General features: G+C 40.8%; 13 protein-coding genes. 4 read left to right on the top strand and 9 right to left on the bottom strand.

Features of this window, described 5'->3' with window-relative positions; genetic code table 11:
- The first annotated feature begins 181 nt into the window (after window positions 1-181).
- The 3 genes from DYD54_RS11125 (at window position 182) to DYD54_RS11115 (ending at window position 1,346) form a co-directional block, all read left to right on the top strand.
- Window positions 182-490, top strand: coding sequence for a hypothetical protein (locus DYD54_RS11125; RefSeq protein WP_063515075.1), 309 nt, complete (start codon window positions 182-184; stop codon window positions 488-490).
- Window positions 490-807 carry a type II toxin-antitoxin system RelE/ParE family toxin gene (locus DYD54_RS11120; RefSeq protein WP_063515076.1) on the top strand — a complete coding sequence of 106 codons (318 nt, stop codon included), beginning with the start codon at window positions 490-492 and terminating at the stop codon, window positions 805-807. Before DYD54_RS11125 ends, DYD54_RS11120 begins: the two co-directional genes overlap by 1 nt.
- A gap of 101 nt (window positions 808-908) precedes the next feature.
- The gene (locus DYD54_RS11115) at window positions 909-1,346 is read left to right on the top strand and encodes a hypothetical protein (protein WP_063515077.1); all 438 of its coding nucleotides are present in this window, start codon (window positions 909-911) and stop codon (window positions 1,344-1,346) included.
- Window positions 1,347-1,517: 171 nt separating this feature from the next.
- Here DYD54_RS11115 and DYD54_RS11110 read toward each other — a convergent pair whose 3' ends face one another.
- Window positions 1,518-2,048, bottom strand: a complete 531-nt coding sequence (locus DYD54_RS11110; RefSeq protein WP_063515078.1) for a hypothetical protein — start codon at window positions 2,046-2,048, stop codon at window positions 1,518-1,520.
- A 117-nt stretch (window positions 2,049-2,165) separates the two neighbouring features.
- Between DYD54_RS11110 and DYD54_RS11105 the strand changes: the two genes are divergently transcribed.
- The gene (locus tag DYD54_RS11105; RefSeq protein ID WP_147285101.1) at window positions 2,166-2,426 is read left to right on the top strand and encodes a hypothetical protein; all 261 of its coding nucleotides are present in this window, start codon (window positions 2,166-2,168) and stop codon (window positions 2,424-2,426) included.
- A gap of 47 nt (window positions 2,427-2,473) precedes the next feature.
- Here the strand turns inward: DYD54_RS11105 and DYD54_RS11100 are convergent, their stop codons facing one another.
- The 8 genes from DYD54_RS11100 to traU all read right to left on the bottom strand — a co-directional run bounded on the left by DYD54_RS11100 (window position 2,474) and on the right by traU (window position 12,307).
- The gene (locus DYD54_RS11100) at window positions 2,474-2,839 is read right to left on the bottom strand and encodes a lytic transglycosylase domain-containing protein (protein ID WP_167541407.1); all 366 of its coding nucleotides are present in this window, start codon (window positions 2,837-2,839) and stop codon (window positions 2,474-2,476) included.
- A 164-nt stretch (window positions 2,840-3,003) separates the two neighbouring features.
- A complete protein-coding gene (locus DYD54_RS11095) occupies window positions 3,004-5,826 on the bottom strand; it encodes a conjugal transfer protein TraG N-terminal domain-containing protein (RefSeq protein ID WP_063515081.1) in 2,823 nt (940 codons plus the stop codon).
- Window positions 5,827-5,835: 9 nt separating this feature from the next.
- Window positions 5,836-7,245: a conjugal transfer protein TraH gene (locus DYD54_RS11090; protein WP_063515082.1), complete on the bottom strand. Its 1,410-nt coding sequence runs from the start codon at window positions 7,243-7,245 to the stop codon at window positions 5,836-5,838.
- Between the two features lie 2 nt (window positions 7,246-7,247).
- Complete coding sequence (locus tag DYD54_RS11085; protein ID WP_063515083.1) at window positions 7,248-7,553, bottom strand: hypothetical protein; 306 nt, start codon at window positions 7,551-7,553, stop codon at window positions 7,248-7,250.
- Between the two features lie 12 nt (window positions 7,554-7,565).
- Window positions 7,566-8,450 (bottom strand): conjugal transfer protein TraF, encoded by an 885-nt coding sequence (locus tag DYD54_RS11080; protein ID WP_218563681.1) that lies wholly within the window; start codon window positions 8,448-8,450, stop codon window positions 7,566-7,568.
- On the bottom strand, window positions 8,440-10,560 hold the full coding sequence (gene traN, locus DYD54_RS11075; RefSeq protein WP_063515085.1) for a conjugal transfer protein TraN: 2,121 nt from the start codon (window positions 10,558-10,560) through the stop codon (window positions 8,440-8,442). The genes DYD54_RS11080 and traN overlap by 11 nt, the downstream gene beginning before the upstream one ends.
- Window positions 10,557-11,282, bottom strand: a complete 726-nt coding sequence (gene trbC / locus DYD54_RS11070; RefSeq protein ID WP_063515086.1) for a type-F conjugative transfer system pilin assembly protein TrbC — start codon at window positions 11,280-11,282, stop codon at window positions 10,557-10,559. The genes traN and trbC overlap by 4 nt, the downstream gene beginning before the upstream one ends.
- Before the next feature lie 8 nt (window positions 11,283-11,290).
- Complete coding sequence (gene traU, locus DYD54_RS11065) at window positions 11,291-12,307, bottom strand: conjugal transfer pilus assembly protein TraU (RefSeq protein WP_063515087.1); 1,017 nt, start codon at window positions 12,305-12,307, stop codon at window positions 11,291-11,293.

The following is a 12,307-nucleotide window of genomic DNA, read 5'->3' as shown; positions in this document are numbered from 1 at the left end:
AAGGTTTGGAAAATATGGGTCGATATAAAACATCGCCCCTATTCTCAAAAACTACTGTTTTTAAGAATTTAAATTGCAAAAAAAATTAGAAAATTTAAGGCGACCACCTTTTATTGACTTTTTTACCTAAGTAGTATATATTATTAACTGTTATGATAAGTTAATAATAATGAGGTAGCTGATGGTTGCAGTTAATACAATTACACAAAAATCCAGAGTATCACTTGTGATGGATTTTGAGAAAAAGCAAGCATTAGAGCAGCTTGCCAAGCGTCAAAACCGCACACTGAATTATCTGATGGGTGAATTGGTGGATAAAGTCCTGCAGGAAGTCAAAGAGCAGGAAGAATACGAAGCTTATGTCGAAAAGCGAGTCATGCAGGCATATCAAAATGTGTTGGATGGCAAAAAAGGCACTTCGGTTGATGATTGCTTTGCTGCTGTTCGTGAACATGGCAAACAATATGCGCAAGCCAAGGGTAAGTTATAATGCGTCAAGCTTATACCATTGCCATCTCTGATGATGCCAAGCAAGCACTGATGTCGCTTTATGAATACTATGTGGATGTTGCCAGCTATATTGTGGCTGAAGCTAACATTACAGCCATTCAAGAAGCGATCAGTTCACTTGAATATTTTCCTGAACGCTGTCCTATGGCTGATTTTTCGCCCAATATAAGAAAAATGGTTGTGCCAAAACTGCCATTTTTGGTGTACTACACTATCATTGACGATACGGTACATATCTTAGAGGTTTTGGATGGACGAAGAGATTTGGCATTTTTGAAACAAAAACTTGGTTCTTGAACATTATTTTTTTAAATTTGAATATATCTATATTTCCATCAAATAAAGAGATTTCAAATATTGATACCAAAATAAATGAACTTTAAGATTAAATTTTAAAAATGAACCTAGACCAATTTAATTTTCATTGGCTTTTTATCATATTGGCATTTTGGTGTTTTTATACGGTATTTAAGCCAAGCAAAAAGTATCACAAGATAGATAAGTTCTTACGATATGCCAATGGTTTATTGGGGGTTGTTTGTCTTGCTTTGTCTATTTGGCTAACATACCACTTTAATTATGTTAATAGTGGTTACGCCAACATAGCCAAAATAACCCTGCACACCTGCACCAAAGACAGCAAGACCATAGAACAAGAACAGGATTGTGAGTATATCGGAGCAATCACTTACCGCCCATATATGCGTGAGCTTATAATCAACACAACGCCATTATACCCAATTTTAAATTGCCCTGTTTATGCTGGCAATTGTATGAAAGAGAAAATTTATATTGATAAAGGTAATGTTAAGAGTTTAATCCAGCTAATCGAATAAGGATATTTTGCCCTTGAGATCGAAAACTAATGGTATTACTATCTGATATTTTAATATCTAACACCTTGGGTAGCTGTATCATATACTGTGCTGAAGCAATACTGCTTAAGAAAAACAACGATAACATCCAATATTTCATAAAACCCCCTATTTGCGTCGGCGCAATTTTGATTAGTGCATTTCATTGTCAAGTTCAACCGCTCGATCGGCACCAGATACATCATGCCCCTGCTGCTGCCTATCAAATTCAGCAGCAGCCATAATTCTGTGTTCATCATGCACCATAGAAATTGTTACTCGTTCGCCAAGCTCAATGTTTTTAAAGTTTTGAGCGTCGTAGCTAAGGCCTATATTTTTGCCAATCTGCACAATAGCACTGCTATCATCTTTATATACCAGATTGCCCGTTTGGGTATTGCTGAATTTAAACCCATCACGAATAATTAAATTGGATATTTCGCCAATTTCGTGCTGTATGCTTTCCCTGCCTTCAACAGCCTGACTACCTCGATCTTGCAAGGCGTCATTTCTGGTTTGCTCATTGTGCATGGCTTGATCAATGCTATCATGCCCCTGTTCTTTGTTTTCACTGGGGATTCCATCCCTATCTTTACCTTTGATGCCTCTAGCGATATTTTTATTGACATCTTGGGCGGTTACTTGGTTGTGAATATTTTCCATAATAGAATCAAGAATCGACATAATTTGCACCATGCTGTATATTGGGACTAGCCAATGGATTAAGGTATAAGGTAAAATATAACATATTTATTGATGATCAATAAATATTTTCCACCGACATTTAAAAGGATGATTAAAATGTTCAAAAAGATTATTTTAGCGTCACTGCTATCATTTGGTGCTTTTTCTACAACAGTAGCAAATGCTGATACCAATGCCAAAAAAGGTGATATATGCGAATGGTCGCGTATGCATTACAGCATCCCTAAATTTCGATGTCACTCCCTATTTGATAGAGAAATTATTTCCCTGAACGATATTTATGAAAAAGGCTATCGAGTAGTGGCAATCAGTCAAACCGATAGATTTACGACTATTGTGATAGAAAGTCAAGATTGAAACAAGACAGCCCAAAAAACTGATTGGTTTTTGGGCTGTCTTGTTTTTTACCTATAGTATCCCGATAATCTCTTGATTTTAGGCACATAGCTTCTTGTTTCGGCTGGCATCTGTCTTTTACCTTGAAGATGTTTTTGCATGTTTCCCTCACCCCAGTTATAAGCACTTAGAGCATGATTTAGATTGCCATTAAAAAACCCAAGCAAGTAATTCATATACTTTACCTGCCCTTGAATTTGCGTTCTAACTGCGGCATCTGATGTACCATATTTTACGCCGAATCTTCGGGCGCTTGATGGAATAAATTGGCTAAGTCCTTGTGCTTGAGCAGGAGAAACTGCACTTGGATTCCAGCCAGATTCTGCATGAAGCTGAGCCAATAAAATAGGCACCAAATCGGGTGATACACCCATTTCTTGATAAATCTTCCTAGCCATAGGCTCGTATTTTGCGACTCGCTGCAATGAAGCGGCTGAAAAATCTTTGCCTATGGTTTTAGGTTTTCCTTGAGCAGTATTTGTTGGTTGTTGCGCCGCTGCTGGTGTGGTTGTCTGCTCGGGTTGTTGCGGCGGCGCAGCTACTTTTTTGGATCAAAATTTGATGTTATTTTATCGATAGCATCTTGACCTACTTTTAATGTATTGGGACTATATTTTTCATAATTTTCATCCATAGTTGAGCGACTGGTTGGTAGAACGCCTCTTGCTTCTGGTTGGCTTGTTAGAGTATTGGACTGCTTCATTTCATGTTGTGCATGTGCAAAATCTAACCGCAAATTTCTTCGCTGATCCCCTTCGGTATCATAGTATGATTCCATCCCGTGTTGCGGGTCAATGTTATGATGCTTAAGGATCTCATCAAAAAGAGGTTTATTGTTATCATGTACCCACTGAGCTGCTGAATCCATATGTGTTGCCAATCCCAAATTGACACTTCTGGTGGATACTTCGTCAAAACTACCTTCATAACGATCACCAACTTCTTGACTCAACCCTTTTTGAACAGTAGCTCCTTCTTGCGTGCGAGCGGATGCAAATTCGGTTAAGCCATTGCTAGTATGATCTGTTGTCGCTGTCGTATCACTTGTGAATGTTCTATCAGTTCTCTCAAAGCGATTACCAGAGGTGTTTGTATGTATATTACTACTTACCTGACCAGATTGTTGAGATTGATTAATAAAACTTGAATTTTCATTACGGTTGAAAGTGGTTTCATCTCGACTAGTGCCTTTTGTGTCACTGGTAATGGATGTTCTGCCAGATAAACTTTGTTGAGATACTGTCTCACCAGTACTTATACCGCCATTAACAAGTGATCCTATAGCTCCTAGAATACCACCTTTGCCAGCGCCTCTGCCACCACTACCGCCATTTATACCTCCAGATCCACCAATACCTATATTCCAAGATGATTGACCCGTGGTTGATGAGATATCAGAAATCGAGTCCTGTACATTCGTATTTACACCCTTATGAGTATTTGTGCTGTTATTACTTCCAGCGGCCGATGACTGACCAGAACCAATAACAATAACTGTATTTGTCTGTGTACCAGATGATGCAGAATTATTGATATCTCTATAGGTGGTGTTGCCTGTACTATCTTCTGTGCCAGCTGTTCTTGTTATATCGGTAGCGCTAGATTGCACCTGCTCAGTAGAAGCTCCTTGTTCGCTGTGCCACCCTGTGTTTTTATCTACACTGAAGCGTTGATTCCCTGAAAAATAACTACTTTGCGAAACTCTCGCATCATGTGCTGTACTAAACTCTGATAATTCCATATCTCTTTTATCTTGAGTTTTAATCACATCTTTATTAAGAAAATAATGGGAGGTAGTACCTACGCCATCATTTATGCTAAATATTCCACTTTCAACAACTGGCGAAGGGTTATATTTATTAGCTGAAGTGGTGTTTTGGGTTGAATTTCCCAAACTGCTATTACCAAGATTGGTATTGCCCATGTTTAGGTTGCCATCAGACATTTCATTGCCAACAGCACTACTTGCACCAGAAAAGGTAGAAAAAATACTGTTGCCAAGATGACTAAATCCTCGATAGGTGCCATATACCACCATACCTGCAATGATTGGGGTTAGCATGACCATCCAGCCCACCATGCTATGATTACTCAAAAGCGTATCATAAACAGGTGTTACAAAGCCATAAGGGATGCCTTCTTGTCTAAAAGCCCCTGTTTTTGCTAATTGTCGCCCAAGCTCCCAATTGGCAAGGCCATTGATAATCGCAAAGATTGGTTGCCAGCAACATATCCAAAATAAAGTCCCCATGTAGCCAACTAAAATTTGCCACATGTTGTTAAATTGGGTGATGACAAAGATTAGTACCACGAAGGGAAATAGCATGATAATAATGATGGCAAACCAACTGGACATGGCAGGTAAAATCTCTTTACCCAATTGCGCAACAATGGACTGCTGAAAGGCTGCTTTTTTGGCAGCACGAGCAACACCCATGTGAATTGCGGCACTTTCAGCCATCGAAGGTTCATTCAGCAACTTTCCAATATCTTCACCACTGACCTCAAGCAGATGGTTAAACATATTTTGTTTTGCAATTTGGCTTACATTGCTATTGATATTTAACTGAGTTTGATAAGAGCTTTGAACCGCCGTTGAATACACAACCAGCGGCGCAACATCCTTTTGGTAAAAGAACATGCTTGCTTTGCCCGTTAAAGCCTTTTGTGTCTCAGAGTTCACTTGTGTTTTCAATACTTGGGCGGCATCATGGCAGGTTTTAACTTCTGGCCTGCCCGTGCTGGAATTGATACTCACAAATCTTGCTGGTGAAGTGTTGTTAAATATGAGATCAAAGCCATTGCCTTTATTTACTAAGTCATGCATAGACACAGCACCATCCCGAATGTCGTACAGGGTGCATTCCTTAATAAATTGAACAAGGTCTGCTTTAACTTTAGGATCTGGAATGGCCATATCAATAGAATTGCGAATAATATTGGCATTAGAACCAATGCCAGCATCATACATCCCCGTATAGTTTGGCGAATTAATGCTTGCACCAGCCATCGAGGTAAACCATTTTGTCACCAAATTCACTATTCGAATGCCTTCCACCAAAATGAAAGGTGCTTTACTATTATTGATTGTATAAACTCTTTCTGTATCTGCACGCTTAATGGCCAGAGTGTCATTGATCGGGTAAGATAAAACACTAGCAAAACCTAAAGCAATTATAAACTGCTTAACATAATCAGTTTTTCGGTAAATACCGACTGATACAATGCCATTAATCAATGCAATCATAAAAAACAGCTTGAGTAAGTTTTGCCAGCTGGCTGCATTGAATACATTGCTGATATAATTCAGCGCTGTAAAAAGCGCTTGCGGATCAAACGGTGTTTCTAATAATACTGCCATGTCACATCCTTACTTCAAGCTATTTCCAAATTGAAGAGAATTTGCAATGGTTGATGTCATATTGCTAAGCATGGTGTTTTCAAGCATTTTTACTTCTTGAGCGACAATAAAGCTGGTTTGCGCTGAGTTATATAATTGCTCTACATCCATTGCCAACTGTTTTTCTAACTCATCAATGCGACCAATCAACATTTTCATAGCATCGACTTGAGCAGCTTTACTTTCTTTGGCTATCATATAATCCAAAGTATTTCGCAAATTTCTTGCCACTGTGCTAATGTATGTTTGAGCATATTTGGCAGCAATTAATTCACTATATTTCTCAATGGCGATATCCCCAATACCTTGGTTGTTAAGTGAGGCAGTGAGAGCCACAATTTTATAAACTGGAACATCTGTTGCATTAACAAAAGCTAAAACTTCATTTTTGATAGCATTAGGATAGGGTTTGCGCTGACTAATATATTGTTGCATGGTTTGCATTTTGCCAATAACCAGCTTTTTAAAAGAAGGACTTTTTTCGAAAACTTGCCAATTCATCTTGGTGCAGTCACTGTTTTGACAAGTTGGGATTTGCATTTCTACAAAATTAGCAGAATCGCCACGAATGATTTTTCTTGTAATCATCGGATCTCTTGGTATATATGGTGTAATTTTACCATCGGCATCAAAAACAACCGTACCTATCAAGCCCATAAATCTTCTTTTATCAATCTCACTAATTCCTTGAATTTTTCCCAGCGCATTCCAAGTAACATTGCCCGTTGGTAATTCTTCTGCCCTTGTTGGATTGCGTCTTCTGGCGGCTTCTAAAGCCTCTCTTCGCTTATCCTGATTAAAGACATTTTTTACATTGCGGTAAGCATCTGCACCATCACGGTAAATGCCATCAACCATCCCCCAATCCATCACTTTAGTATCATACTGTGTATTAAATACTTCATTAGCAGCTGCATGTACAATACCTTTGGCAGCTTGACAAGAATTAATGTTAAATTGGTTGATGCGGTCAGCCACATTCTGAAGCGAAGTCATGACATTTTCACAAGTGGGGCAAATGTTTTGCAAAGCGATCTTAAAACCATAACCTAAGGCGTTTGAACCGATGTTGCGTAATAATTGCACAAATTGTTCTTTGCTAATGAATGAAAATCCACCCATATGAAGATCAATACCGCCGCATCCAGCATTGACACTTGGTGCTTGAGCTGTCGCCAAATTATAGCTTCTGGTTGGTGTTGCTAAGGTGATGTTGCCGCCATGATAATAATTCATTGTTTGGGTCTGAATGGCTGCTGGTCCGCCATAAGTAGCCGTTCCATTTAGCTCATTAAACACACTTTCCATTGAGTTTGCATTGGCATGAATGGATAATCCCAGCACAACTGAGGCTGATAATAGTTTAAGATAAGATTTCATCATCAATTCCCTTTGGTTATAAAATAATCAAACGCCCATCGAATTGGGATGATGCGGGCTGTGCGATTGTCATGGCCGCGCAAATCATCAAGCTCTAAACCATCCTCAAGATTAAGTTCATACGAAATGTATTTCCATGCTCGTTCATATTCTAGGGGTGCTTGCTCCCTAAAGTGATTAATGAATGCATCTTGATTGTGCTTATAGCCAAGATTCATGGTTCTGGTTACGGTATATTCTCTTTGCATTTGCTGGGCATAACTTTGTGTCGCTCCAAAGATCAATATCAACAATAGCAACGCTTTCATATCATTACCTCATCAAAAATTGACACCTGTAGGCGTTGTTAGCGCATACATACGATCTAAAATCTCTTCCATTGTCATTGTACCAAAGCCAATTGGCGCATATTCGGCCGTTTGTTTATTGGCGATAAATAAGGCTGGCACTACTTGTACTTGCCATTTTTGCGCCAAATTACGGCCATCTTTAGGACGTGGAAACTCTGGCAAGGCGCCACCATCCAATGATGCAGCGATAATATCAACGCCATATTGTTGTTCCATTGCTTTAAGCACTCTGGCGGTAGCATGGCAATACGGGCAATCGGATCTGAAAAAGAAGATGATGCCGTGTTTTTGTGCCAACGCCTGAATCGTGACATTTCTTGTTTGTAGCTTTTGTTGGTTGGCCACATTCAACCCCATTGCTGATGTTGGATGATTGATGGAATAATCCAAATGTGGGTTTTTCCACACAGTACGCTGCCATTGATCCGCAAAAAACGACGCTTTTTCTTGGCTGTACTTCCACACCTCAAGATATTCTTTCATGTTCTCTTCGGTGGGATGCATGATAGCTGCATCTTCTTTGTCCTTGAGCAGCTGGCGCAATTGTTCAATTGTTTGCACCTCATTTAAGCTAGTTACTTTGGGTTGTTGCGCTGGTACCGTCTGCTGTGCTGGATTTACCACGGTTGCATTTGGTACCGCAGTCACAACACTTTGCTGAGGCTGTACTGTTGTTGATTGTCTTGCAGGTGGTTGTTGCACTGGCGCTGGCTGGCGCTTGCTCTCGTCACAATACCAGTTTGTTTTGCGAGTATTGCACTGCCACACTGAATCATAATCAAGGCTGCTGGGTACGGCTGGCATAGCCAGAAGCACCCCTATACTAACAGCCAAGGCTTTTAGACTACCTGTCATAATAATTCACTCCGCTATTGAAACTTTTTTTAACTGTTTGCTGAACTTGGCGTTTTCTTTGTTCAACATCAATATCCGCAGGTACAATTTCATTGATGAACTCTGATAAGTCCATGCGTGAAAAGTCCAAACGCTGCAATTCATCCAAAGTAAAGCCATTACAGCCAGCGCCTTTGCCTAACTGCTGCCGACCTTGTTTGTTGATAATTCTGGCCAAAGTTGAACGATAGCAGCAGTATTGGCGTTTTTTCTCGAGGCATGACCCAAAAAATGTTTTCTTGGAACACCACTCATGGGAGTATTCACACAGTCCACTGCCTCGCTTGATGGCCAATACTTTTTCCTCGTTGTTGCACTGCAACCATCCCAGTGTTGCCGCTGATTGGATGACTGCTACAGTCTTGTTCTGGTCAAAAACATTGTCATACACATACTTACTGCCTCGATCGTCGATGGCTGGCTGATTTGGGTTATTGCCGTATGTTTGCGTAGCGCCAATCCCCTGTGTGCGATTTTGGAACTTGTCGCCCGTCGAAATGGCTTTGCAGCAGCTCATGACACTGTGGCCAGCCAATACTTTGACTGAACATACAGACGGATCGCCATCAAAGATATTGTATCCTGTGGGCGTTTTACCATAAGTGCCAGCCTGTCTTTGGGCTTCCATGATGGCAATTGCTTTACCAAAATCCCCATCCGCTTCTGGCGGTGGGTTGCCAATGCAGTTATCGCCATTACATAACTGCTGCTCACACTGTCTTGTTTCAGTAACTCGCTCCTCTGTTTTTTTACATTGGTAAGTTTGATTATAAGTAACGCATTTTCCGCTACCGTCACGCTCTGTACATTCGCTAGAGATCTGCTCGCAGCCTTGGGTATCCAAAGATGAGCATTCACTGACATTTAATTCGCCAGCACAGACCATTTCATAAGTTTGTTTTTTACAACTACCCAAAGGCTCTCTATCTACCGAACCCAAAATACCTGCCAAAGGCTCTTGTGATGGTTCTACGCAAGTCTTCTTCACCAGTTGGCACACATTTGGGTTTTGGTGCGCCGTCGTACAAGTGGTGTTAAATGTCTTTTCACACCCTTTAAATACTGGAATATCCACCGTTAAATGCAAAATTGCATCTCTGGTATTGTTGAACAAATCTGCTTTAATGATGTTGATGCCTTCTTTTAAGAATGGTTTTAAATCCTTATTGGGATGAACGGTGGACACAGCCTGTATTCCATAGCCATCATCAATCACTAAAGTATCATTTACCCAAACTCTCAAGCCGTCATCACGATAGTACCTTGCAATAACCGCCCTATCGATTTGGTTTAAATTTTTGATCTCAAATGCATACTCGGCAACATGAGGACCCAAACGACGGCGGCCATGTCCCATCATAGTAAGTTGCAAAGCTTTATCACCAAACTCAATGTTTGTTGGTAATTCGCTGGCTCTTTGTACTCTCGTACTACCCTTTACCACGCCGCCATCTGCAACTCGATATTGGGCAGTTGGCACAATACATCCTGATAGATTTACCGTATCTTGGCAACTTGCTTCATGCGTACCAGAGGTGACAAGGCATTGCTTTTGCTCATAAGTGGCTGGCACCACATTTCTAACCACACGGCAGAAGTTTTGGCCATCTTCAATCTTGGCATTATTAATCTGATCTTTTGAACTATCAATCAAAGGATCGTTTTCATAATCTAGGTTGTATTTTGGGCGCTGCTCGCCGTTTTTAGCGGCAAATTCCACCGCTTCACAATCTGCTTTATCACGATCAGATAAAGCAGATATATCGCCTGAGCATTTGGCAATTTTGGAATTGCCAGCTCTTAATGACACATTCAAATCACGGTCATAATATTGGGTACTGGTATGATTGCTATAGTTGGCATCGATCGATTGGGCCACAGCAGCTGCATTATTTGCAGAAACGCTAGATTGCGTTAAGCCTTTACAGTTGTCGCCAACTGCTTTACCGTATCTGATGGCATCATCCATTGAATTGATTGTTGCAGTCATTGCACCTTGACAATCATTCGCCTGTGCTGCTTGTGAACCAAACACTATTGCCGCTATCGCTGTCATCACCAATTTTTTCATGACAATCTACCCAATTGTTGCTGTACAATCTGCTTATCCTTGCTATCCGTGACCGCTGACAACATTTTTTCAAGTGCATATCTTAAGCTGACATCACCTGCGATTTTTATGTAGTCTTCTGGTAAGGCACAACCTTCCATATCCAAGCTTTCGTTAGCACCCAATTTTTTGACAACAACAAAACTTGGCGCCAAGGCAATTTTGTATTTATGAAATGCCTCTGGGTTAATCTGTACATTGCCATCAGATAATCCCAATTCACCAATCTTGGCATAAGTCTTTTTCAAGCTGCCCTCATAAAACCCACGGATGACCAAAGCGCCATCCAAGCGGCGCACATCTTTGGCCAAACGCTGCAAGGTTTCTTTTGGCATATCCAAGGTAACAAACACATACACTCTTTCGCCTCTTTGCTGCTGGATAACACCCTGCTCATATCGAGCAGCGATTTGGGCCAAGTCAATGTTGTGATTTTGATATTCTTTCACCTGTGGCGCAACATGATTGGTTTGGATACTATCCATCATGGCCTTGCGCTCACTCTCAACCTTCCTCCACTCTGCCTGAAACGCCAATTGTTTCTTTTTTTCTTCTTCGCTCTGCGCTTGTTTATCTGAGAAAAAAGGCAATGAAGAAGAGTTTGCATTGGCGGAAATTAGCCAAGTTAAACCAACGGCCGACAAAAGAGTAAACAGCAAAATAAATAAATATGGTTTTTTCATCACAGCCCCTAAATATACGGTCCTAGACAACAATTTTTCTTGCGAAATAACATATAAGAGAAGTCTTCACCCTTATATGGATATGAACGCCCTGCACCCCAATCTGCTGTTGTACGCCCGAATGGTTGGCAACATTTTCTTGAACTTCTTGCACCTTTGGTTTGTGGTATTGGATACAGCATTGAATATTTATACTGATCTTTTTGCATGATTGGTTGTACATACGGGCCGCACAATCCTTTTTCACCAGATGTACCCCATGTAAGTAGCTGGCGGTGCATTTTGGCGGTCATGCGCTGCGCCACAAGTGAGCTGGCTTGAACCAGTGACACATGAGAACCAACACGACCATTCATTGGAAAGATGCTGCCATTGCAACCTGCACACCAGTACAGTGAATTGCTGCCAAATCCTGTGCTCGATTTCACACAATCACCAATACAAACTGCCTGAGCAACGGGATTACTAAACAAAAATACATCGGGGTTAAGCAGTAAATTCACCTCATCATCATTCCACATTGGATCAATTTCAGTCATGTAACCAACATCATAATCGCCCGTTTCAAGGCAAGGATGCTCTGCTAGCGCATCAAGAATGTATAACAATGGATCGATATACCAATGAGCTTGCCAAAAACTATCCTTGGTGCCGTCTTCTTTGATGGCCACACGACCTTCTGGCGCTTTAAAACCTAAATTCATATCAATGCCACCTAATGACACCATGCAATACGGTTTACGGGTCACATCCAATCGGCGCACAGGCTCCCAAAACCCTGTTTGTACACCAACAATTGGTGGTGTTGAACATGCACACAATAGGTTTTTTGGGTTTTCATTATCTTCTTGGCCGCCCTTATAAATGGCATGACCACCTAGACTGATTGGGAACAAACAAGACCAGCATACATCCGTGATCGGATTGGCAAATTTACCGACACACAAACCGCCTTTGCCATCATTGGCAAAAGCCAAGGTTGAACACAGCATTAAAACGGTTGCAATAATCCAACGCTTCATCAT

The sequence above is a fragment of the Moraxella ovis genome (assembly GCF_900453105.1).
Classification (GTDB): Bacteria; Pseudomonadota; Gammaproteobacteria; order Pseudomonadales; family Moraxellaceae; genus Moraxella; species Moraxella ovis.
The sequence above is the reverse complement of the archived record's forward strand: the minus strand, read 5'-3'. Positions and strand labels throughout refer to the sequence as shown.